The organism is Melioribacteraceae bacterium, from assembly GCA_019638015.1.
Lineage (GTDB): Bacteria > Bacteroidota > Ignavibacteria > Ignavibacteriales > Melioribacteraceae > JAHBUP01.
Genome location: JAHBUP010000001.1, coordinates 528608 through 554097, shown reverse-complemented (window position 1 = coordinate 554097; position 25490 = coordinate 528608). Strand labels below are relative to the sequence as shown.

The 25490-nt window shown below is 34.4% G+C and carries 19 protein-coding genes; 3 read left to right on the top strand and 16 right to left on the bottom strand.

Going from position 1 to position 25490, the window contains the following annotated elements; genetic code table 11:
- Positions 1–15 precede the first annotated feature (15 nt).
- The 7 genes from KF816_02255 to KF816_02225 all read right to left on the bottom strand — a co-directional run bounded on the left by KF816_02255 (position 16) and on the right by KF816_02225 (position 8912).
- Complete coding sequence (locus KF816_02255; protein MBX3006828.1) at positions 16–3369, bottom strand: DEAD/DEAH box helicase family protein; 3354 nt, start codon at positions 3367–3369, stop codon at positions 16–18.
- Positions 3370–4138: 769 nt separating this feature from the next.
- Positions 4139–4789, bottom strand: a complete 651-nt coding sequence (locus KF816_02250) for a hypothetical protein (protein MBX3006827.1) — start codon at positions 4787–4789, stop codon at positions 4139–4141.
- 169 nt (positions 4790–4958) lie between these two features.
- The gene (locus KF816_02245; GenBank protein ID MBX3006826.1) at positions 4959–6041 is read right to left on the bottom strand and encodes a tyrosine-type recombinase/integrase; all 1083 of its coding nucleotides are present in this window, start codon (positions 6039–6041) and stop codon (positions 4959–4961) included.
- Between the two features lie 122 nt (positions 6042–6163).
- Positions 6164–6487, bottom strand: coding sequence for a helix-turn-helix domain-containing protein (locus KF816_02240; protein MBX3006825.1), 324 nt, complete (start codon positions 6485–6487; stop codon positions 6164–6166).
- A 25-nt stretch (positions 6488–6512) separates the two neighbouring features.
- Entirely contained in the window at positions 6513–6794 is a 282-nt protein-coding gene (locus tag KF816_02235) for a hypothetical protein (GenBank protein ID MBX3006824.1), read from the bottom strand.
- A 385-nt stretch (positions 6795–7179) separates the two neighbouring features.
- Positions 7180–8208 (bottom strand): tyrosine-type recombinase/integrase, encoded by a 1029-nt coding sequence (locus tag KF816_02230; protein MBX3006823.1) that lies wholly within the window; start codon positions 8206–8208, stop codon positions 7180–7182.
- The gene (locus tag KF816_02225) at positions 8205–8912 is read right to left on the bottom strand and encodes a hypothetical protein (protein ID MBX3006822.1); all 708 of its coding nucleotides are present in this window, start codon (positions 8910–8912) and stop codon (positions 8205–8207) included. The genes KF816_02230 and KF816_02225 overlap by 4 nt, the downstream gene beginning before the upstream one ends.
- Positions 8913–9582: 670 nt before the next feature.
- Here KF816_02225 and KF816_02220 point away from each other — a divergent pair.
- Entirely contained in the window at positions 9583–11145 is a 1563-nt protein-coding gene (locus tag KF816_02220) for a hypothetical protein (GenBank protein ID MBX3006821.1), read from the top strand.
- A gap of 243 nt (positions 11146–11388) precedes the next feature.
- Here KF816_02220 and KF816_02215 read toward each other — a convergent pair whose 3' ends face one another.
- Genes KF816_02215 through KF816_02205 form a run of 3 tightly spaced genes read right to left on the bottom strand, consistent with a single transcriptional unit; the run spans position 11389 to position 12878 of the window.
- On the bottom strand, positions 11389–12336 hold the full coding sequence (locus KF816_02215; protein ID MBX3006820.1) for a HipA domain-containing protein: 948 nt from the start codon (positions 12334–12336) through the stop codon (positions 11389–11391).
- On the bottom strand, positions 12323–12661 hold the full coding sequence (locus KF816_02210) for a HipA N-terminal domain-containing protein (protein MBX3006819.1): 339 nt from the start codon (positions 12659–12661) through the stop codon (positions 12323–12325). Before KF816_02210 ends, KF816_02215 begins: the two co-directional genes overlap by 14 nt.
- Positions 12654–12878 carry a helix-turn-helix transcriptional regulator gene (locus KF816_02205; GenBank protein ID MBX3006818.1) on the bottom strand — a complete coding sequence of 75 codons (225 nt, stop codon included), beginning with the start codon at positions 12876–12878 and terminating at the stop codon, positions 12654–12656. Before KF816_02205 ends, KF816_02210 begins: the two co-directional genes overlap by 8 nt.
- 505 nt (positions 12879–13383) lie before the next feature.
- Here KF816_02205 and KF816_02200 point away from each other — a divergent pair.
- Positions 13384–13809, top strand: a complete 426-nt coding sequence (locus tag KF816_02200) for a MarR family transcriptional regulator (protein ID MBX3006817.1) — start codon at positions 13384–13386, stop codon at positions 13807–13809.
- A gap of 568 nt (positions 13810–14377) precedes the next feature.
- The gene (locus KF816_02195) at positions 14378–15943 is read left to right on the top strand and encodes a Fic family protein (GenBank protein MBX3006816.1); all 1566 of its coding nucleotides are present in this window, start codon (positions 14378–14380) and stop codon (positions 15941–15943) included.
- A 567-nt stretch (positions 15944–16510) separates the two neighbouring features.
- Here KF816_02195 and KF816_02190 read toward each other — a convergent pair.
- The 6 genes from KF816_02190 to KF816_02165 form a co-directional block, all read right to left on the bottom strand.
- Complete coding sequence (locus KF816_02190) at positions 16511–17164, bottom strand: hypothetical protein (protein MBX3006815.1); 654 nt, start codon at positions 17162–17164, stop codon at positions 16511–16513.
- A 110-nt stretch (positions 17165–17274) separates the two neighbouring features.
- A complete protein-coding gene (locus tag KF816_02185) occupies positions 17275–17412 on the bottom strand; it encodes a hypothetical protein (protein ID MBX3006814.1) in 138 nt (45 codons plus the stop codon).
- A gap of 109 nt (positions 17413–17521) precedes the next feature.
- Entirely contained in the window at positions 17522–18733 is a 1212-nt protein-coding gene (locus tag KF816_02180) for a radical SAM protein (GenBank protein ID MBX3006813.1), read from the bottom strand.
- A gap of 67 nt (positions 18734–18800) precedes the next feature.
- Entirely contained in the window at positions 18801–19919 is a 1119-nt protein-coding gene (locus KF816_02175) for a flippase-like domain-containing protein (GenBank protein ID MBX3006812.1), read from the bottom strand.
- Positions 19920–19952: 33 nt separating this feature from the next.
- The gene (locus tag KF816_02170) at positions 19953–23840 is read right to left on the bottom strand and encodes a hypothetical protein (protein MBX3006811.1); all 3888 of its coding nucleotides are present in this window, start codon (positions 23838–23840) and stop codon (positions 19953–19955) included.
- 252 nt (positions 23841–24092) lie between these two features.
- Complete coding sequence (locus tag KF816_02165; GenBank protein ID MBX3006810.1) at positions 24093–25130, bottom strand: radical SAM protein; 1038 nt, start codon at positions 25128–25130, stop codon at positions 24093–24095.
- Between the last annotated feature and the right edge of the window lie 360 nt (positions 25131–25490).

Genomic DNA, 25490 nt, shown 5'->3' with positions numbered 1-25490 from the left:
CCATATGCATCTCCACTATTTAATTACCAGCCAAGTAACAAGCTCAAAATCGTTCATTTCGTTAATTTGTTTTTCTTTAGGAATAAGTAAAGCTCCGCGATCTGAAACAAGTTTTTGTGCTGCACGTTTCTTGAAAACATTACTAATTTCTTGGATAGCTTTTTGAAGCAAACTTGAATAGATAGACATATCTTCACCATGTTTAGTATCTTCGTTAAACAATTGGCAGAGAGCGTCGTAAGGTTCTTTTTTGTTCTGGCACATAAGCCTGTAGACTTCAAGAATTTGTTTTGCATTAGTGTAATTAAACCGAACGGTTCCATCATCACGAATGTAAACCAGGAAATAGGGTTGGAGAGGATTTACTTCTTCGTTGCCATCAGAATTCCCTTTTTGTTTAAGACAGAAAACAACACCGGGCTTAATAATTTCATTTTCAGAATTAGAGAACAAACTCAATTCTTTTTTTTCAGCATATCTACCGGAGGGAGAAGGAACTACAGCATAAAGACCAAGCGGGGCTTCTTTTAATCTTTCTTTGTTGTTCTCAATAAAATTCATTAACTCTATTCTGAAGTCGTCCAAGGTGAAATCTGTAAGTGAAATATTCTCATCGAGTTCTTCCAGATCCAACACTTCATTTTGAAGTTTTTTGAGCTGCTTGTTACGGTATTTCAAATCTTCTGTTATCAAATCTTCTATCTGTTCTGTATTAAGAATATTATCTTCTCCGGTAGCTGTAACATCTACAAGAGCCATCCGAGCTTCAACACGTTCTTTTAAGTAAATATATTTATCAAGGTCTTTAGTAGGCCAGAAATTGACCAACTGAATTTCCGAATTCTTGCTTCCAATACGATCAATACGACCAAAGCGCTGAATAATACGAACAGGATTCCAATGGATATCGTAGTTAATAAGGTAGTCACAATCTTGTAGGTTTTGCCCTTCGCTTATACAATCTGTGGCAATAAGAATATCTATCTCATCATCTTGCGGCAGTGATTTAATTGAAGAACGATTTTTAGAAACCGGCGAGAAATTTGTAAGGATATTAAGAAATTCATTTTTGCCAAAAGTTGTTTTTGAAAATGATCCGGCAACTAAAGCGATGTGCAGGTTAAGATTCTTCCTCACAAATTCATTTAAAGAATTGTAGAGGTATTCCGCAGTATCCGCAAAGGCAGTGAAAATTAATAACTTTTTGTTATTTCCGTTAAAAGGTTTCTGAATTTTCCTTTCAATCAAAGTTTTGAGTTCTTTCAATTTTGCATCACGATCTACAGTAACGGCTTTCGCATTGTTATATAAATCGATAAGGGCTGCTTTATCAACTGCTAAATCGTTTTTCCAATCATCAAGATTAAGATCGGCAAGATCAAATTTCAGTTTTTTGCCCACTTGCCATTGCTCAAGCTCATCGGAGTTTTCTTCTTGTTCATTTTCATCGGGTATAAATTGATCTAAAGATTCCTCATTAGAGGGGGATTTTGCTTTAAGAAATTCATTTATTCTATTCTCTAGAGATTCAATTTTAGTAATGGTGCGATCCATTGAGATTTCAAAGGATTCAATAGAGCTTTCGAGTCTCTTCAAGAAATTAATCTTCATCATACCAATTAGTAGTACTTCTCGTTTTGCTTGATTAAAACCTTGCAATTCAGTTTCAGTTTCTTTTTCATATTTTACTTTAAACTGTGGCTTGACATATTTGGAAGGATTAAAAATAGAAAGCTTGTATTCGAGAATTTTTTTGTTCAGTGCATCATAAGTAAAAAAACGATTATTAAGATCAATATTAGGATAAACGGAATGTGGCTTTAAGCGAATAGGAAATTGACCAACAGCATTAATGTTATAAAAATTCAGAATATGCTTTCTGCTGCGGGCAATAGTAAGTTCATCTAATAACTTGAAGAAAGAAGAATCTAATCTTTCGAGCAGTTGTTTAACAGTTTTTTGTTTGTTGGTTTTGTCTGCCCATCGAGTAAATTGATTTTGAGCAGTTTTAAGTGTCTGAGAAATATCCTTGATTTGTGAAGTTTCCAACAATGCATCACTTTTACCTTCAGTAATAAGATAAACTTGATTACGAAGATCGCGCAGATTGTTATTTACGGGAGTTGCTGATAAAAGAAGCACTTTAGTTTTGACTCCGGACTTGATGATTTTTTCCATCAACCATTTTGCACGGTTCATGCGAGTTGTGCCATCATCTAATGTTTTTTCGAGAGGATTTCCACGAAAGTTATGGCTTTCATCAATTACTATCAGATCAAAAGCACCCCAATTTATATTTTCTAAATCAATTCCGTTGGCATCTGATTTACCGGAAGTTCTTAAAAGATCGGTGTGATATAATACAGTATAATTGAATCTATCCTTTCTAAATGGATTAAGCTGATTACTTTGGCCAGCTTGGAAAACAGTCCAGTTTGATGAAAGCTTTTTTGGACAAAGAACAAGCACGCGATTATTAAGAAGTTCAAAATACTTTATTACAGCTAAAGCTTCGAATGTTTTACCAAGTCCAACACTATCGGCAATTATACATCCATTATGTTTTAGTATTTTATTGATTGCACCTTTTACACCATCCTTTTGAAAATCGTAAAGCATATTCCATACTTCACTTTCAAAAAAACCAGTTTGTTCGGTTAACAATCCGCCTTTCTGTTGTTCAGAAAGATAATTTTCAAAAATATGATAAAGTGTTTTGAAATAAATAAACTCTGGTTCGTTTTCAACATAAAGCTGTTCAAGATATTTAATAACTTGTTCTTTAACATCCTCTACTAAACCATCTTTATTTTCCCACAGCTCATTAAACCAATTGGAAAGGTCTTCAAGATCACGGCGATCTTGAATCACCATGTTGAGTTCAATATTTGGGCTTCCGCCTAAGCCTAAACCGCTTACGGTAAAGTTTGAGCTACCCATAACGGATTCTTTAACACCATTGCTATTCTCGATGAGATAGAGTTTGCCATGGAGAAAATTAGGTTTGACCATAGATTTGATTTCCACCTTACTATTAATCCAATCGCAGCATTCCCTTGCAATAGCCTTTTGAGAAAGCTTACTATTTATAGGGACAACTAAACTATCATCTTCAATTTTGAAATCTCGTTTGTTCAACTTGGCCGGGTCAATAGATTTAATAAAAGTTGGTTCACCAAAAAGGAAACGCAAATGGTCTATAGAGTCGAGCTGTTCTTTGAGTTTTTCATAAGCATAAATAGTGAAGTAAGCAGAGACAATCGATAAATTTGATTTATTACCAATATTGTTTTTAAGAAACTCAGCAACTGAGCCATGTTTATGGTTGTCTCTAATAGAAGAGAATTTTAATTCATCTGATATTAACATTTGCCTTTATATTTTGTCTATTATATTTGCTTTGAAATATCCCTTGTATCCATGCCATAATTATTTATTTTAGTTTAAATGAACTTAGAACAATACGCTTGAAGAATTTATTCCCGCGTTAAGCGTTGGATTTACCCCAGACAAAAGTAAAATATGTTACCATTATTATGATTTCATTTAAGTTTCAAATCGAATCAAACTGAATTTCCTCATATTTGTATTTAAACTGGGAGGCACCATAAATGTATTCAGAAGAACACATGAATATTAATAACTATTGCAAATTCGCTTTTATTGATAAAACAATCAAACAAGAAACCTCATCTTCACTTGATGATAAAAAAATTTAATTACCACCACATTTTTACAAGATCCGCTTTGGCGGGCTCATAGCAATTACGTTTACGAGTGGCATCTTCTCAAAATTCATGAAAAATAATTTATGTGGGATTTAGTCACACGGTCCAACGCCATCATTTGTTTTTACAAATTAAGTTTTAAGGATATGGAAGTCAAGGAAGAGTTGAAAAAGCAGTGGAGAACATTGGGTGATGAATATCGAGCTTGTCCTCTTAAAGCCTTTAAAGTGGCCATGTAAAGGGATGTGTAAAATTTATGAAAGATTTGGAGATAATTTTGTCAAGAGAAGGTTCTTTACTGTTAAGAGATGGTACATTTGGTGAATTGATAATATTATATTCTCATATTTTCATCTATCCAGATTTTTTATGAATTTGCCAATTGCCCCCCAAAAGCAATTGGCGGTTAATTATGGTTTTTGACCAGACACTTTATTGTAATAAGGAAGCAGTTTATGGTTTTGGTCCTTATAAATTTCAAGCCAATAATATTCCCAACTGAACTGCTCTTCTTCATCTTCTATTATTGAGTATTCTATTGTGTCAAATTCCCAGTCGGCTCTTTCACTATCGCAAGCTCTCTGTTTAATATTACCTTTTCCGATATAAACAATTTCTTCTCTAAGAAGGTAGCGATAGATACCTTTCACCTCACCGAGTTTATTTACTTCATCCCTTGGTATTCTAAATTCAAATGTCGGACAAAGTTGAATAACCCAGATGTTCTCTCGCTTCTTAGCGGAGAATTTGTTTACACTTCGATTTTTCAGAAGGGCTACTTTCTTTATCCAAGAATATTTGGAAATAATTTCATTGGCAGTGCTTCTCCACATTTTATTTCCACGATTTTCAAGCATGTAAGAAAAACCCTCTTTTTCAGTTTTTGAAAACTCAAAACCTATTTTTCTCTCCTCTTCGTCAATTAAATAATTAACGTAAGAGTAGTTTTTTAACTCTGCGAGTTTTACGAAATATGCAGAATAATGAAATCGGTTTCCGTAAATCGAAATAACTGGTTCATTTGCGGAGATATGTGTACGTCTGAATTTTGTAAAAGGCATGATCTGCCTCCTCATTTTTGTTAGCGATTGATTATTTATTTGAACTATTTACGCGCGCGCATGGCGCATTTTATTTCACAAAGCGCTTGAATCGGATACCACTCTGTGATTAAAACAAAAAAGCCCTACTCAATGAATAGGGCCTTTAAGGTTCTTTAGTAGAGCTATGTCATAGTTCCTCCTTATAATTTGGATTATTGTCATTCATCCATCGAACTAACGGTAGATCATATTTTAATAATTCATCTTTCATAACTTCGGGCGTAATTTCATTGTAGTGCCGGTCTGCCACAGTACCATGCTCATGACCAACAAGAGATTCAACTATAGAGGCATCCATCCTCAAAGTGTTTCGGCAATAGGTTATAAACGATTTCCGGAACGTCCTCGTTACATATGAGTTTCCATCAATTCCTATTTGCTTGAAATACTGAGTCACGGCCCGACCAAGATTTTCAACACTTTTATAACCAATAAGGGGTCCGCTTCCTACGATTTCCATTCTGCCTTTCAGAATAGGGACAAGATCCTTATGAAAACCGATTTCTCTGTGACGTTTACGCTTAGGTGAGAAAAATCGAATTACTCGATTCTCCAGATCAATGTTTTCACACCGAATAGAAAGAATATCACTTGATCTCAAACCGGTATAGGCGAGAACAAGAACTGCGGTGATGAAATTATTCGACTTCCGATACAGATTAAAAAAGATTCTTTGAAAGTGCTCTACCCTAAAGGTTATTTTTGGCACTAATTCTGGTTTAGTCCTAATACTCTTATTAATCTTGAAGTATAGGATGTATTCATACTCAAATAGGAAATTCAAATAATGACTAAACCTTTTACCGTACCCGTGAATGGTGTTCTGCTTCAGATTAAGCTTCTTAATTTCTATTAAGAACCTTTCTGCCGATTGTTTCTTGATTTTACTAACCGGGTCCTTTTCGGAGAAGAACTCTAAGAACTTCTTCTCGAACCGCCGTATATCAAGAATCGTTTTCTTATGAGCATCTATATTAACCTCATATAAATGCTTGAAAGATTCTCCAATGGTGAGGGCTCTAATCCTAAATCCTTTTCTTTCAGCGTTCTTCCTATCTAGTTCCTTCTGAAGTTTATCCGCAATAGCCTTAGCTTTAGCTTCATTCTCTGGAGTACAAAGCATCTTTAATGTTCTCCCCTGAGATTTCTTAAGTTCCCTATCGTACCATTGTATGTGCCAGAACTTACCTCTTACACGTACTCTTGCCATTTTCCCCTCCTTTTTTATTCTTTTTAGATATACAAGCCTTGCGGGGCACTTTTACTCTATACTTTGTCTTCTTTAAGAAGTAATTACGCCACCGGATCAACTCAACATTTCTATCAATCATGTCATTCTCCTTTTAATTCGTTTAGTAATTCAGTTAATATCATATCTCCACCTAAAGAACCGGTTTTATTTTCTCTTGTAATTAGAATGTCATTCGGGTTCGTTTCGGTATATAGGTGACTGTCTCGTTCTCTAATAGATCGAACCGTATTTTCATCTAAGAACCGATTCAGTTCCCGCAGCGGTATTTTATCACGTCTCCCCATTCTCACAGAACCAAGCTCACCATTATTAATTAGTTTAGTAAGCGTACAGGGGCTGATTTTCATCCTTTTGGCAGCTTCATGACGCGAAAGCAACTCTAAATCATTTCCTAGTATGTTCAACTTATACCTCGCTATTTTAGTCGTTTCACAATTCAAGCTCTGTTCGCAAGGTCAGCGGTTCTAAACCATTATATCTTCTTAATACACTACCCCAAAAACTCATCTCTATTTTCACGCAGTCTTTAATCACTTCATTCTGATAGGAGACAAAGTCTTTATAAGAACCTTCGCCATCCCAGTCCAGCTGAGATTCTAGAATCACATAATGTGAGTATATAGTAAGTTCATTAAGCAGAGCCGATAGAACCAGTTCTCTCTGATCTTCACTTAAAAGATCCAATACATCGAGTAGATCTAATACGATCATCGCTTCCTTGTTTTAATTAGTTATTTTTACCGAGCCGGCAAGAGTGTTGATTCTTGTCAGCTATGGTTTTAGGATTAATGCAGGGCAGTATTTAAGCATAGCATAAACACTACCGCATTAATAAAAAGAATTGCGCCTTCGATCTTACTTTATCATCGCTGCAAAAGGAGAGGGTACATCTATCCGTTAACTGGAATATCCAGTGGCACAACCAAAATTATTTCTTACTTATTCCTACATCTGCCACCTCCTTTTTTGTTTGAAATTATAAAGCCTACTTACAATTTGTATTGAAAAAATATTGTTAATTAATATCTTACAAATAGTGTGCTAGAAAAAGGAAAGACGAAATATTCAGCTCCCTCTTCCTAATTAGCGCGAACAATTATCCATCTGTTTTTAGCTTTAAACCTTCTACCTTATCTAAAGCTTCATCATGAGACATACGACCATATGATTGTATTGAAGTTTTCAAAAAATCATGTGAAAATAGTATTGAACATGCTATTAGCAATTCTATATCCTTTCCACAACTTTTTTGAATTATCTTCCAAAGTCCGTGTCGTAAGTCATTTGTTGAGTAATATTTTAGACCGGCTAATTGGCTCCATTTCTTCAGAGCTTCGGTAATCGGTGTATGGGATTTATAGAATGATTTTTCAAATTCTATGCTCTTACTAAATGCAAGATATTGGCCTCGATGTCTCTTCAGTTTAGGGAAAAGTGGGTCTTTATCCTCAAAGCCCATTCCTCTCAGAACCTCAACCCATACTTTAATGTTCTCGAAAAGTTCTTCATCGAGGTCATGCATTTTTAAGATTAATTGTTTGCTTAATTTAGTTTTGGCCCCTTTTGAAGGAAACTGTGTAACATACTTCTCATCGAAGTTTATGTCGCCAATTGTCGTTGTTAACATGGCCATTATTCTGGAGCCACAAAGGAATGTGAAGGAGATCAATGCTCTATCTCTGAGTCCAATATTAGTATTTGTTGGAATTGAATTAACGAGTGCTTTTACTTCCCTAAATGATGGGTATTGAAGTTTAGGCGGAGTTTTAATTTCCGCCAACACTTGTCCACTAAGGTCAAAATAAACTAAGTCAATGTGACTAAGTTTTCTTTTGAGACCTGGTTGTTTTTTCAACCATTCAAAGAATGCTTTAACATCTTTACAATTACTATGGATCACCGGTTTGGAAATACAAATTCCATCATTATTGTATTTCAGCATTGAATCAAGAAATTTTATAGCGTCAGAGTCCTTAAAATTCCTTAGGCTCTTAGTGAACTGTTTCAGAAAAATGTCAATGGAGCTGATTGCCGCAGCAACAGATGCCATTTTCAGTTTTTTGCCCTTGATTAGATACTCTTCGTATTTGTTTAGCCATAACGAGTTTTCATGTAAATATTTCATTTTTTCTCCAATAAAATTAAATTTTTAATTTGACCGATATAGTGGGTCTTCTTAAGATTTGTTATAATCTTTTCAGTATAACCACTCTCTCGGTATTGATTTATAAACTTCTCCACGTCTTTACAAGTAGAGAATCGTTGTACTTTGTGGCCACATTGACCTGTACCAATTATTATTCTTGACACATGCTCCTCAGAAAGATTCTTTTTGCCTTCTACGATTATAATCGATTCCAGATCTACCGATACTGGTTTCTGACAGGCAACACAAAATATTTCCCCGGGATTACAAACATGTTTACGTTTCAAAACACGTGTTTTAAGAAACTTAATTAGATCAGAACCGAGATATATGTGGGGTCGTGATTCTTGATCAATTGGACTCAGACCCTTTTTTCTCCAATTGTCAAAAGTTGTCGCGTCAATCCCAAGCTTCGAAATGACTTGATTGCGTTTGTACCGCGACGCTTTTCTTATTTTCCGTGCCATAACACCATAATTTCTTTTCATATGAATTCCTTTCTTTTTTATAATTAATAGTACCTCTACACAAAGAATCTGTATTTTTAATAAAACTTGGGGATCTGGTCTTATTTGGGGAAGAAAATGAGCAATCGTACAGCAGTTAACTTTCCAGTTGATATTAGTGTGAGAATTTTGGCTTTGCGCTAATCGACCAGGTATTTCAATGAAATGTTCAACCATTTCTTCGTATCCTTAATTAAATTCATAATGCTCATTTCACTAATCATAGTATCACTTACTTTATCATTCTAACTTACATGCGAAATATGATTCCCCTAATTCCCACTTTCAAGCCACTATGACGCTTCTGGCGCTTATTCGCTAGGAGAGTACTAAATCACTGAAATTCAAAAATGAGGATTCCATCAACCCTAAGAAATTATATTCAGTTAATTGATGTACTTCTGTATTGATTCCGAGTACCTTAATTATTTGTTAGTCAATTTTGTTTTTTGCATTTGCATATAAAACATTTTTTATTATTTTCGCGAGTGATATTAATGTTTGATACGTTTTCTTAGAATTTATTTGTAAACATGATTATGGTACGACACGATGACAATGCTTGGGCTATTTCAACTAAATTTATTTCACGGTCTCATTCCTAGAACTTCCCCCCTATTTGATTCTATAATGTTTATTTACCGCTTTAGTTTTCAGCTATTAGGGGTAAGTATTGTAGCTTTATCTAATCAAGCAATTCGCCTAATTTTCTCTTTGATACTCACATATTTCTTTCATTTGCATTGTCGACCACCGACCGGTTTCCAACTAAGAATAGAGGAAGGAGCTCGAATGTTGGCTTGAATGGATTAATTGTCGATTGATTAAGAAAAATTAAGAGGTTAGTATGAAAACAAATAGTGTAGTTAATGTGTTTGAGCTTCCGAAAAAACCAGTAGACTTATCTCAAGAGTTAAATCTTGAAGGTTCTTCGATTTGCTTTAGTGACGATAATGAAGAAAATACTTTGGTTTTTGATGCTTTACATTACTTAAAGGAAAAAACTCTTTCGATTTCCGATATTGAAAGAATTGGTTTAGCACTAATTAAGTATGATTCTATCGGGAAAGAAATTTTTTGTTTCGTTGCGAAAAATAGTTATCGCGAATTTCTAGATTCCTTAGAAGATTATTTCGGTGATTTAGCAAAGAACCCGAACCAAGGAGTCACGCATCTATCTATTTTGCAGATTGCAGCGAAGCACGGCTGGGTTCTGAAGAAAAAATCCAAGAAGATGTATTTACACTTCATGCGAGACTTTCTTGCCTACAAGTATGAATGGCGATACAATGCAGTTAAACAGAGAGTCGAGTATAGAAAAAAAGGTGGCTCTATTTATTATGAATTGGATGATCGTGTAATGAATTCTATATTTCTTGAAATAATTGAAGAAGGATCTATCCAGATTACAATTACGGAGTTAAATATACTCCTTTCCTCAAAGTTTAGTCAGGAGTTTGAACCGCTTCGCAATTACTTTGATAATTTACCAAAATGGGATGGCCGCGATTATATTTCTGAGTTAAATAATACTATAATGGTAGAACCTCAATTTGTCAAATTTTGGCCGCTCTATCTGCAAAAGTGGTTAATTGGTCTAGTTGCTGGTATTTATAGCGATAGAGATGTAAATCAGTCTGCGATTATAATTCATGGTGGTCAAGGTATTGGGAAATCAAGATGGATTAGAACCCTGGTTCCCGATGAACTGATTGATTACTACTATACCGGCAAAATCAGTTCAGACAACAAGGACTCTAAGTTAATTGCTTATACAAATTTTCTGATTAATCTTGATGAGCTTGACTTTCCGGAAAAGAAGGAAATTAACTCACTGAAATCCTTGATAACTCAAAAGGAAACAAAAGAGAGATTCCCATTTAACAGATTCTACAGTTCGATTAAAAAGAGATCCAGTTTTATCGGTTCTGTTAATAGGAAAGAATTTCTAAATGATCCAACTGGAAATAGAAGATTTCTTTGCGTAACGGCTACAGATATAAATGTCGATCACGGGATTGATATGCGTATGGTTTATTCGCAGGCTAAGCACTTATTTGAGTCTGGGGAAAAATTTTGGTTCACAACCGAAGAGTGTACTGAAATAACTAAAATGAACCTCGAATTCTCTTACTCTACCATGGAGGAAGAAAAGATTCTGGACAAATACATTCCTTGCGAGGCTAGCGATCCAGAAGTTCGCTTTCTTACAACTACGGAGATTAATGAAGAGATTCTTCCAGACCATGTAGACACGACAACAAGAAATAGATTAGGCCAAGCTTTATCGAAGCATGGTTTTATTCAGAGGAGTAAGTTCATAAACGGTGACTCAAAAAAGAGATGGTTTGTAAAGAATAAATCACATTATTCCATTAACCTTAAATCAATGGATGACTTACCGTTTTAGTCTCCAAGAAGAACTTAGTAGGCTGGAATCGGTTTTAATAATGCTAATAACTGATTACCAGCTTACCAGGTTACCAGGTTGATTCTTGTGAGATATTAGTTGTATAATCTGACATTTTGATTGTTCATTAAAGTATCCCTCTCCATGGTAAGTGTACAGCACTTTATTTATTCAAATTGACCTAACTTTTATCAGTTTCATTGCATTTGGAGAAAATCATGGTGTTAAATTTTGTTTTTGATTCTATTTATTGAATATCTCAATAAAATTATTCTCCATAAGTACAATATATTTTTCTTGTGTAGGGTTTGAAAGAAAGCTTCTCTTAACTATTTCCAGCCAATGCTCATAAATGGCTGTAAACTTTTTATATATACTTGCTTTAGTTTTCTCAGTTATATGGAAACTATTAGCAAGCGTATCAAAATCCTTTCTTTTAATTTTTGATTTCTTCCCATTAATTGGTATGGCGAATTCTTCTTTATCTTCTGGTAATAATAATTTTGTTGATAATAAATCATATGCAGGACTTAATTTAACAAAATCATGTTCGTCCCTAAGCAGAGAGTAATTTTTCAGATGCATATCGGAATTCCCTGTCAAGAACGAGAACAGAACTAATTCAAACAAATTAATAAGATCATTCCCTGGAAATGATGAAAATTTCTCAATGGCTTTTCCAATGCGTTCAACCGATCCCGAATATTTACGTTCAGTTGATACTTCTAATATTTGGGCAAAGTCTTCTAAAGGTAATTTCCCTTTGGGAGTTCTATCAAATCTTTTACTTATATATGCCCGTTCTCCAGATTTCATTTTAATCAAAGAATGCTCTGCTGTTTGTATTCCAACAAGTTGCGCCATATTCATTGTTAAATCTTCAATTTCCGGCATCTCCGGATAATCTTTGTGTGGGGGTTTTAATATATAATGTCCCCAAAGTCCCACAAGTGTTAACCGTGATGGAGCATTTTTACTTTTTTGGATATCGACTGATAATTTAGGCTGTACTCCTGTTACTGATACACTTCTTTTCAGTAGATCAACTGCGTAGTCTTCAATTTCTGGTAAGATTAAATCAAGAAGGGGTGCATTTTCAGTTCCAAATAATTTCCTACTACATTTTTTATGAAAATAGATTTCGGAATCTTCGAGCTTTTGATAGCAGGATAAACATTTATTCTCCGTCATGTTTTTCCTCAATTCTTTCGACTGATACTGCACCAATTGTTTCCTTACAAAATGTTAGCAATAATTCCATTCTATCCCGAGGATTTATTTTCCAATTTTTTACTGCAACACCAAGTATCCAACCTTCAGGAATTAATCCGTCAAAAAATGGGAATAGCACTTTGTCGGAATAACTTTCCTCTCTCAATGGTAACGTTAAGCTAATAGGCCTCGCTTCCGGATTTTCTAGATATTCTTTTTCGTATTTAAAATTGTATTCATTCTCATCTTCAGTAACAATTCCAGCAAATAGATCTTTATAATATATTTTCCCTTTTCTATTCATTTTCATCACCTGCATCTATTTTAACTGGTCCTAATCTATGTCCGAACAAGAATAAAACTTGATTCACCTTATCCAACTGAAGAGTCTGCTTACCTTGTTCCATTTCTCTGATAAACCGCAAACCAACTCCAGCGCGTTCTGATAGTTGCGTTTGAGTTAATCCAACTTTTTTACGCATAGTTTTAACAAAGGTAGAAATTTGATTAGATTTTTTCATTATTATACCTTTTAGGGTGTAGTTTCATATTATTAACCACTAAATTATAACCTTTCGGGTATATTTCCAAGTTATTTTTTATGGATAATCCCGTTTGGGTATAATCTTATTAAATTGCTAGATAATCGCCCCGTATGGGTATAATTTGTAATGAATAAAGAATTAAGAAATCGATGACGAATCAGTGATCAGTTCTTAAAAATTCGGGTAGAATTATATGAAGCGTAAGACCTAGTTATTCAGATTACTATTACAAAACTATGATAGTGATTTAATTCTAATTGATTTTATTGTTCAAGAATTCTCTACTTGATGAGGCGAAGGCAGTGTGTGTAAAGTATTACTAACAACAACTATACAAGTTAGTTTTATTTGCCAGAGCTTGATGATGATTAAATCAATTTTAACTAGGACTCTATTCTGGGGGATATCACACGTCGTATAATAAAATAATGTATTATTTTATTTGGTATTATTAGTGATGAAACCTAAAAAAAGATGATCTATGACTGACAAAAAAAGAAGAATGGCTTTAGAACTCTTGTCCAACTTGTCAAGGGTCCACGCAATGTTTGAAGATTTTCAAGCAAAACATTTAATTGGTGAATATTTGTCTATAACCAAGTTTGAATCCCTCAAAGCTCTTCTCAAAGCTGGGCCTATTCCTTTGAATGAGATTAGTAAAGTAACATTCGTCACAACAGCTAACATAACTTATGTAATTGATCAACTAGAAGAGACCGGGTACATTAAGAGGACTAATTCAACTAAAGATAGGCGCGTAATTCAAGCGGAGCTAACAGAAATCGGGAAAGACAAAATTGAATCTATTCTGCCAAAGTATTCTGAAAAACTTGCTAATATAACTTCTCGCTTGACTCCTACCGAACAAAAAGAGATGATCCGAATTTTGGATAAACTCAACTTGTAATTTTAATGGCAATGATTCACCAAGCAAAGCAATCTCAATTTCCTATAATTGCCTAACAAATAGATATTCAACAAATAATTTTACTATTACAAAACTATGGTTGAAAAAATACTGATAGAATATTTACATATTGTTTCTATTAGTATTTGCTGACGAGATGTCAACAGGTTTTGGGTTTATTGTGCCTATATCTCTTTTATAGTTTTCAGTTTAAAAGAATATAAGTGCTTAATAGCGGATCGGCTGCAATAGACTAGAGTACTTCCAGGTAATTGACAAACGAATTTTCATATTACTGAATTTTTGAATCACCGCCATTCTTGAGTTGATTTCTGCTACAAGTGCCCTTTTCCATATATTTTGTTTAGTATTCTCATTTAAGAAGTGATGATCTTCTGGCTACAGTAGAAACACTAGACTAAACCTAAAAAGCATTTTAATAATTTGCCAAAGCATTCATTTTTTAATTGTTAGCGCCTATTTTTCTTGAATAGAGATTAATAGCGCCTATTTTTCTTGTGTTGCGCCTGTTTTTATTTTATCTTGCACCTAAATTTCTCGGTGAGTTATGAATAGCGCCCATTTTTCACATAGTGCGCCTGTTTTTCATGGAATCCATTTACCAGAACAGGGTTTAATAGTCGGTTATGCTGCAATAATTAACGGCTTAAAATTGCATATCCCAATGCCTAAACAAATAGCTCTGATCTCTAATCAAAACAAGAAATATCAAACCGATGAATGGAATATTTTTCCCAAAATATATCTACCTCTTGATAATGCCAAATTAACAGAAATTGAAGCATTGTATAATCACTTGGTTTTTGCACTTAAATATGAAGGTGTTAATTTATTGGTGTTTAGCTTTTTAACTAAACATTACTCTACACAAGAATTAGTTCAATTAGTTAATATAGCACCAACAGGTCAGTACTCTCGAAAAATCTGGTTTATTGTTGAATGGATTACCGGACATCCACTAGAGCTAAAAAAAAGCCTATCAGTAACCAAGAAAAGTTACGTCCCTTTGCTGGATGATAAGCTGCAATATGCTGTTAAAGGAATCAAATCACCTCGCCATTTAATTATCAATAATTTGCCAGGTACACCAGATTTTTGTCCATTAATATTTAAAAACCAAAAATTGGAAGAATATATTTCATCAAATTTTGCTGAACAAAAAGATAAATATCTCAAAGATGTACATAAAGATATTCTTCAACGAGCTTCTGCATTTTTGCTTCTTAAAGATTCAAAAGCTTCGTTCACTATTGAAGGAGAGAGTCCTAAAAGTAAGCGCGCTGCTCGTTGGGGTCAAGCGATCGGTCAAGCCAGCTTAAACGATTTATCAAAAGAAGAACTTCTTCGACTTCAGCAAATTGTTATCGAGAATGATCGCTTCGTAAAAATGGGATTCCGTACTGAAGGCGGATTCGTCGGTGAACACGATCGCACTACTGGAGAACCACTGCCTAGTCATATATCCGCAAAATGGCAGGATTTGGATTTGTTAATAGAGGGCCTACTAAAAACTAATCAGATTCTTTTAAATAGCAGTTTGGATGCAGTTCTAGCTGCTTCAATCATTGCATTTGGTTTTGTATTTATCCACCCATTTGAAGATGGTAATGGACGTATCCACCGCTATTTGATACATCACATGCTTGCTAAAAAGAAATTTTCCCAGCAAGGTGTAATTTTTCCTATTTCTGCATCCATTCTTGATCATATAGATGATTATCGAAAAGTATTAGAGTCATATTCCCAACCCTTGTTGGATTTTATTCAATGGAAGGAGACGAAAGCTCATAATGTTGAAGTACTGAATGATACAATCGATTATTATAGATACTTCGATGCTACAAAGCAGGCCGAGTTTCTATACTTCTGCGTTAAAGATACAATAGAAAATATTATACCTAAAGAAGTTTCCTTTTTGTCAAAATATGATAGATTTAAAACACTCATGGAGGAAGAATTTGAAATGCCAGACAAAATGGTTGCTCTATTAGTTCGATTTCTTGAACAAAATAATGGATCCCTATCTAAAAGAGCCAAAGAAAAAGAATTTATAGATCTCACTGAGGATGAAATTAAAATAATAGAAGATAATTTTAATCTAATATTTCATTAATTAGCCAAATTGCACCTTACAGAAAAAGCCAGAGATAATTCCCGTTTTAATTTGCTAAGTTTTTAAAGTTAAACTATGATTGGGTCTCTGCCACTGTTATGTAAAAATCGAGTAAAAGTATTTTGATGATCAGAGCTGACATGCCCCAGATTAGTGTACCAGTCAATGGTGATTTACTCATCATCAATCCACTTGAATATGAATCCAAAAAATTATTTTTAGAATGAAAGGTCAAATATTTGATGATGATCAATTCGTTATGAACTTATAAACCAATCTGCGACATCTTAGTATTTATAATTACTATTTCAAATTTTTGAAAGAATTAATATCAGTATAGATTTTATTACTCCTACTTTGACTATATGCTGACCCGAAGTCAGCTTACCGCTATAAAAACCCATTATCAATTTCATTAAAATAATGCTGGTTATTGTTTACATATTTATGCAAAGTATAATTTACGTTGTTAATGAAAATATTTTCACAGGTTCCTTAATAGTTATTTCCACTTCACCAGCCTCTCTCAGATTTTACGTCAAATGCTGAATTCGAATCTCTGGATCATTATTCAGACATAAACCATCCTATCGCAAACATTAAGTCTAGTGTAGCCCCAATTGCGATGCCAGAAAATAGAGGATGAAATGATGATGCAGTAATGGTTTTTATATCTACAGAATCATAGATCTCTTGTTGATTGTTAAACTTTAGTACCAATCTGGATTTCAAAGGTAGCTGATGATTGTTGTATAAATCACGAATATGCGTGTTCGGATATTTTTTATTTGATCTATCTACTAAATAAATAATTTCATCAAAATCTAAAAATATTGTACGCTCAGTCCAAAGAGAATCAAAACGTAACCCACCATAGTCAAATCCAGCAAAAGAATAATAAGGCATTGCCCCATTTATTTTGTACTCTTTATTGATTTCCAGGGGTAAATTAGAATCTAGATTTTCATGCAGATAATTAAGATACAGTACCTCATAGTCCGAGGCCTCAATAAATATTACGGAGTCTAACTCACAAATGATACTTCTGTCGTCTGGAGTATTCACGGTGATTTGAGAGCCCTTTTTGTAATCACTTAAAATGAAATTGTCTTTTGTAAAAGTCTCTTGTTGAGGTAAAACTATCCCTATTACTCCACCAAGCAAAGTGCAACCAGTTAAACAGCTTCCAATTAAAATTCCTAATAATAGTACATTCCTCATTTTATCCTCCTCTTAAATTGAGGTGTATAATCATAATTATTTACATAATGATTATGATCAATTTAAATTTTACTAAATTGCTTATCCCTGAGATCAAACAACTTTATAGTCTAGGCATGTCGCCAAATTGGATAACTAATTCTCACCAACCTCAACACTTCTCCAAGTGTCTGACCATATTCTATAGAAGCAAATACATCACGAACGATTACTGATATTATTCCAGCCTGAAACCTTTTATTGTCCATTTTTACTTACCTCTAGTATCTCGATTCCCTTACTTCAAAATGTAACATCTTTCAGGAGTTCATCATTTCTTAAGAAAATGAATTCGTCATTTTCATCCGGGTATGGTTTCTAATTTTTGGAAACAGAATGTAGGAAAGTCCCAAATCTTTTTAACTCTTCGAGTCTACAAGACCAAACTATATCATCATTCCAAACGGTTATATCTGGACAACCATCACACATATTTTGATTTCCCGTCTCAGTAAAATCAACGGGTTGAATAAACAATATAGTTTGTAGATTTGATCTTTTGAACCACCCAAGCGGATCTTTCAACCAATTTCTTAATGCATTTCTAAGTCCCTTATCGAAGGGCCAAAGTAAAAGCATTGCTATTCTACCCATTCTCGCTTCTGCTGGAGAAATGTAAGACAAGTACTTACCCCTAACAAAGTGATGTGTCGCCATAACCAATTCCATAAATTTAGGTCCTAGGTAGCCATAAATTTTCTTTTTATTTCCAACTCTTTCCGTGAATAACCATTTGAATGTGTCAACTTTTTCAGTTCCATTTAAGTAAGCCAATGGTTTGAATTGTGGAAATTTCTGTTGAACCAAATTCAACATATCTGTTGAAAGAATATCGACTTTACGATCATGCTCAGAGTGGTATTTTATCTCTTGCCAGTTGACTTTGTTTGAGCCCGCAAACCAATCAAATTGGAGTTTTGGTACTTCCTGTCTGAAGGCGATAAAAACCATTGTATGAACAATATCTATATTTCTATGAGCCCATTCTATCATTTCTGGTATATATTGGAACGTATCTTCATAAACAGTAGAATTAAATGAGCACGAAAGACCACCAACTTCATTCAATAGATTTGCGTACTCAAAGCGTAATTCATTTAATTCAATTTCATTCTTAGCTTTCCACTTTCCTGTTCTCCCCTGCTTGCTATCCACATGAAAAGTAAACCCGAAGAGTCCTGCCTTTTTCAGCTCAATTAATAATTTCTTATCGAGTGCAACGCCGTTTGTGTTCATAATCGGCTTCAATCCTCTGGAATAAATTTCTTTCACTATATCTATAATTTCAGGATGAAGCAGAGGATCTCCTCCGGCGATTGAAATACAATCTGAATTTCTTTTGCTAATAAAAACATCTAACTCATGTTTCAACTCCTGGAGAGATTTATGAGAGTTTTTTTCATTTTCCCTATAGCATCCGTCGCAAGCTAAATTACAGACTGCGGTTGGTTCAAGCCATGAGATAGCATTATCAGCCAAATTCCATGGCATTCTATATAAGCTGCGATGGTCAAGAACAGTTGAACTCATTATATTACTCCTTTTTAATATTTCTCAAATTCATTTGGAATTTTTGTTGAAACAAAAAGACACATATTTATTCAGCACTGTATTCTGTTATTAATAGCGGAAGACTATCTCTGCTCTCACTGATTCTGCATTTTAATTCTTTTGCAATTGCAAGACCACCAAGAAATACGAATATGTAATAAAGTAAACATCGGTAGAAGTAAATAAAACTGAACAGAATCCCACCGCTAAGCATACCCCCCATTAATCCATTAATACTGATTTCAGTAAAACCACTTCCACCAGGCGTTGGCGCAAAATAAGGTAGAAATAAAATGAGTGATTGCGTCGCAACAATGTTCTTAAAGCTAATCACACCGCCTAAGGCATACACAAGACAATACGCCAATAAAAATCTATTGAAATAGTATAAAATGGTTACTATCAGAGTATTAAGAAGGGCTCTTGGGTGCCTGATTATTAACTGTCTACAAGCATAATTGTATTCCTTGATTATTATTAATAGTCTAATAATAGCATTAAGTAGTGAAGCCATAATTTTATTTGAATGATTAATGCTACCTTTACAATGATTTATAATTCTATCAAGAATATTTTGAGGAAGAAATAGGGACAGTATTATTAATGAGAGTATTACTGTAAATGCTGTCAAACTGTAAGTAAGAAGGTTATCTAAGAAAGCATTTGAGAAGTGGTATTGTAATAGAGATACACTAATCAAACTTGCACATAAAAGAAATGTTAGAGTCATAAAATACGTGGCAACAATAATGGATAGTCCGTTCGCAATATCAATTCCTCCTCTGTTCATTATAAACAACATTGCTGGACCGCCGCCAGCTTGAAATGGAGTTATTGCACCTCCGAAGCTATCTGCCATATTGGCTTCGAAGATTAATCTATACTTTACTAATGGATTAATCTTTTTGGCTAGAACAAAATATCGAGAAGTATCTAAATATGCATCAACTACGACCAGTACCAACAGTGCAATTAGGTACCTAAATCTTAGTTGTTCGATCACCTCAATTAGTTTAATGGAATCATTTATAAGAAAGAGAAAGATGAAGGTTGCCAAGGTTATTAGAACAAATAGTAGCGAACCCTTTACTAAGTATTTCTTATGAATGGTTGTATAGTTATTATTCTCAGTCGAGATACCATTATTTTCGCAGATGGATTCCATAGTTGAACGTTTCTACTTTTTTATTTTTTCTTATTATGATTTATCTAATCCGTTCCAAGCTTTATTATGCGAGTAATTTTCGATATCATACACAAAATCATCTATAATCGATTCATCCATAATATCTCCGTTAAACTCGATTGATTTTGCCAGAATATTATTCTTGCACAGAGCATTTTTAATGATTGAATCAGCGACTTTACATTGCAGGCATTCCGATGGACCAAGATTCATCAGCGCGTCAACTTTTCCCGCTTTGTGTTGAACGATTGATCCACCAACGGAGAGGATTGCTTCACCGATAGAATCAAACCCAATATATCTGGTTATTTCCTCTATCTCGTTTTTCAATTCCGGAAAATTCGGCATGCCCAATTCTTTGCTAAAAATCATATTAGGAATTTTTCTGATTCTATATTTTACATATTTATTTAGCATTTTTTTCGGAACCAGTTTACCTGCACCATCCTCGGAAGAAAGATTAAGGAAATCGAGCCACTCTGTAAATGGAACTTCCTTTATTCTTAATCCCCGCTCCTCTAACTTTTGAGCCATGTCTTGATTTGAAAAAGGATCCAGCCGCACATACAACGCTCCATCAAGTGAAACTGTTTTAACTTTTTTATCGGTTTTAAGCAAAGAAAATTCTGCCGCTGCTTTTTGAAATAGTTTTGCGAGTCCAAATAAATTTCCACTTATCACTTCACTTAGCAATCGGCCATTGCTAATCTGAAAACAATTAGTGTTCTCTAGAAACTCGACCAATAATGAGTAGTACCTTTGAAAAACTTTATCTGTTTCGCCTTTCCTACTTTCAATTTGACGGACGTAGTTGGCCGCAGCGACAAGATTATCAATACTTATTAATGACAGATAAACCATGGCAGTAAAACTTGCCGGCATCCCATCAAAAAGATCATCATCTGCGCTTGAAAGGATTAATACTCTATCTTCTAATCCAAAATCTTTTATTACAAGCCGATCAAGAATATTATAGTTGCCAAAACGGCATGGTCCTTCGCTACCGGGCATAAAATAGAATAACTTATTTTGCCCGTTTTTAGTGTCATTACTTTTTATATAATGCAACAGACTTCCAAGCGTTACAGACATTGGTAAGCATTCCTTTCCGCTTGTAAATCTTTTACCCAGGGCAAGAGATTGATTGTTCGGCTTCGGTAGCGCTTCGCAAGCAATTCCACTTCCACGCACAACTGCCGCAACAACATTTGATGAATACCCGATATATGGTAAAAGTATTTTATCATTCGTATTACGCAAGTGTAAGAGCTTTAAACGAGACCTTTTGAAAACATTTGCGATATCATTGTTTACTCGTTTGTTACTTTTAACCATGTATTCTTTTATGCAATGAAGAAGTATCTCCAACCGCATCTTTGTGCCGACGTTACCCGCGTCTCCATCATTTTCAATAACCAGAGAAGGTTTTCCTTTCATAATATAGTTGTAGTAACTCTCCACGAAACTATCCGGACCGCATGAATAATTTGTGCATAACACACTGAAAATTTGTTCGCTGCTACGTATTTGAAATGATGCCGCAAGTATATATTGGGCATATCCCCAGTAGACACTTGAAAAATCTGGAAGCTCTTTTGCTAAACTAAAACAATCCATCGGAATTGGAACTATACCAAGTGAACGCAGATAATTTGGAACGTTTGAGTTTAGATATTGATGATGAATCGAATAAAGTTTGCCGAGAACTACAATAGGAATTTTGTTATGCTCTTTGCAATAGTTAATTGCAGCATCCCCGATTTTTTTACATTCCCGACTAAATTTTTCTTGAGCTTTGACGGCGGTATTAAAAGCTCCTTCAATTTCCCTTCTATTTTTACCGAGTAATTTTCCAATTGATTTGCAGCTGTCATAAAATTCCGCCGAATTTATATCTCCCCTTCCAATTTTGATAACCGGGCTTATTAATGCCGGATAATGTACTTCCGACTTTGAATTTTTTATTAAATAGGCATTACCTTGAACTATAGGGCAGCTGCTTGTTGATCTGTCTTCATAATAGTTTAGCGAGTTGATAAATACAGGATTAAAAATATAATCCGGTTTCTTATCATTAAATAAATTTATGGCTCCAATACCCTGTAATGCAGGAGAGCACATTACGATATTAGCATCACGTTTGCCTTTAGTGATTGAAATATTTGACTGATCATTTTCCGTGATAACGTTTATGCCGAGATTAGAAAACAATGATGTGAAGAATGGAAATAATTCATGAAGAGAAAACTTATCCGTAATACCAATCGACTTCAAACGCTTATCATATTTCAATCCGTTTTTTATTGATTCAATCAATGAGGATCTTTCGGCAAAAGGATCAATGCTACCAGTTGAAATATCGGCTCCTCTATTTTTTTCCCACAAAGAGCAGCTTCCTCCCCAATAACATTCGTGGTGTTCATCATCATATTTGAAGCTTACTTTTTCAATTGAACATTTTAACCTGACAGGTGAACAACCTTTTATAGAATTACATATAAATTCTTCTTTGCGAATTTGATTTATATTAAAGATTAATCTAACATCAATATTATTACTGACAGAATCGGGTAACATCCTACCTGCAAGAAGAGCTGCCCCAAGAGCACCAACTGTCCCGGGATGCGCTGGTATTACAATCCTTCCTCCTGTATAACGTGCAACCGCACAGCCGAGAGATGCCATGCTAAATGGCATTCCCTGACAAAATATTTTAGAGCCTATTGAGCGGTTCTTTTTAACACGATTCATATAGTTGGCAATTATGGAGTCGAACAATCCAACTGCAATACTTTCTTTCGTGAAATTTGCAGCAACAGCCTTTTCAATTACATCCGAAATAAAAACTGAACAGTGCTGACCAAGTTCTATTCCATATTCGGCACTAAGAGCCAGTTCGTCAAGCTTTTTAAAATCAAAATAATCTGGAAACCGGCTGCACAATTCTTCAAGGAAAGATCCGGTTCCCGCACTGCAAGCTTCGTTAAGTGCGAAATCAATTATTGCTCCATTTGAAATTCTTATGTATTTGGAATCTTGCCCTCCAATTTCAAATATCGTATCAACTGTTTCATCATAATGTAACGCGCCGGCTGTATGGGCAATTATTTCGTTTACGATATATACATTATTCTCCCCGAAAATATTTTTCAGCATGGTTCCTATTAAAATTCTTCCGCTACCGGTTACAGCTAGCATGCTTAATTTATTAATTTCATTTGTAACTGAGATGGCTTTTGCAAGCAGTTCTTTTACAGCGGCTATCGGCTCTCCGCTGGTTTTTGTATAATCTTCATAAAGAATGTTTTTCGTTCCATAATCAAGGATAACTAATTTTGAACCGGTCGAACCGATATCCAAACCGGCAATTATCTTGGATACGGCATTTGAACGATTCTTTTCTTTTGATATTTCTTTTCTTTCGACATTCTGTAAAAATTGCTTGAGTGGTGCTGTTTTATTCCATCCATTTTTCCTAATGTTAGAGAAAATATTATCGGGAATTATTTGCGACATTCCTTTTTCTGCAGCGGTAACGGCACATCCGATTGCATCAATATAATAGTGATCCTCATTTTCTTCTAAAAGCATTATGCTGTGAGACAGGCAAAATGAATTGATGTTATTTCTTATTCTACGAATGTTTGAAACCCTGCCGGTAAGCATGAGAATATTAATTTTTGAATCTAGTTTTAATCCGGCTAATAAATTGTCGGTTATTACATCAAGAAGTCCGGCGATAATTCCCTCTTTCGATTCCCCAGTGTTGTGCTTATGCGTTATACTTGTTTTAATTAGAACCGGGCATCTGCCGGAGAGATTTGACGCTTTGTGAAATGTAACCAAGTCAGAATTCAGTTCTCTGGTTGGAGTCTTTAATCTTGATAAAATGTTCAGCAAGAAACTTCCGCTTCCCTGTGCGCATTTTGAATTTTCTGTGTAAGAATGAATTTTACCTTCTCTGACTTCAAGAATAGAATTTGTCTTATGACCTATTGAAATTACCGCGCCATTATTAATTATTGTTAAAATGTTCTACTGCAATCTTGCTAGTAATTTGGAACCGACCATTCAGAGATTGAAGAGTGATCATTTTTATTGTTGCCGCGCCAAGATCCAGACCAAGGTATGTATCGGTCATACTCTAAATACCTAAAATTTTAGAGAAACATTATCCAAGCAGTCTTTTAAATAGCTTATTGGTTTATCAACAAATAGATTAATCTCAACAATACAGTTGCGCGTGCATAATTTTGGATCTCGTGTACATTCCGGTAGTTTCTCCTTGCGGTAGGCTTCGATCATCATTTCATGAAGACTTTTGTATTCAAGCAGATTTCCGTAAATTTTGTTTCGTGTCATGCATGGATAAAATACCGAACCGTCAGGAAATACTCTTGGATTCATTGTGGGATAACAGTTGGGAACGGTCTTTTTGAGCATGCTATCTAGAAATAAATTTGTTACCACAAAATTTTTAGAACCGCTTTTCTTCATCAACTTGATATCGTTAACCAGTTTAATATAATCTTTATTTGCCGTAAGGTTTTCCGATTCTTCCATCCAGCTGTCTATTGGCTGCGGGGCTATGTAAATATCCTTCTCATTGCAAAAATCAATTACCTTGTAGGCGTCTTCTATTAACTCTTTATTAATTAGGTTGTTGGCTACCATAACAAAGTCATATTTTTCTTGAAGTGAAGCTGCATGTGTAATATTCTCAATGATCCTAGAAGATGCACCTTTAACTCCAAGTATATTGTCCCACTTTTCATTATTCACAGAATCAAGACTTACAATTAAGTAATCAAGATATTCAAGACAGTCTAAATTGTTATGAAGATTGTAAGCATTAGTTATTAACCATAATGGCTTGAATTTTAATTCCACCGCTTTTTGCAGAATAGCCTTGATATCTTTTCTTACGAATGGTTCGCCGCCTGTAATGTACAAACCAGGATTATTAGGGCGAATTTTTTCTAAAAGTCTGAAGATTTCAGCTGTGGTTAGTTCAGAATAACTGGGATCGCAGATGTTGCAGTATGAACACTTTAGATTGCAACGGAGCGTAATAAAAAAACTGACCGAGAGTGGATACATAAAGCGGTCTGTTGTCAAGTGACGTTTTAGAATATTCTTTACAACATTTTTGTGGAATTCCAACGAAACATTTTTTAAGCGGCTTTTCATAACCAGACTCCCGGTTAGCCTATGAATTAAATGTCATTAAACCCTTTTCTATAAGATTTCAATTTTAACTTAAATACAACCTACTAAAACAATTTTAATTTGTCACTAATAATTATTGTCTAGCTGTAATATTTTTTCTGGTCTTAATTGTTCTATCTATTCTCTTCATTTTCATCCTATTTTAGAAACGAATCAAGGAGAATTTGATTTGCAAAAATTAATTAGTCAAATACAATTTATTTGAATTAAACGTCTATAAATTCTTTTAATTATCTCTGTTAAATTTTGTGTGCATTGAAGAAGATAAAATTTGTCCATAGTGGGTTTATTAAGAAAACAGCTGTTGTTTATCGAAATACT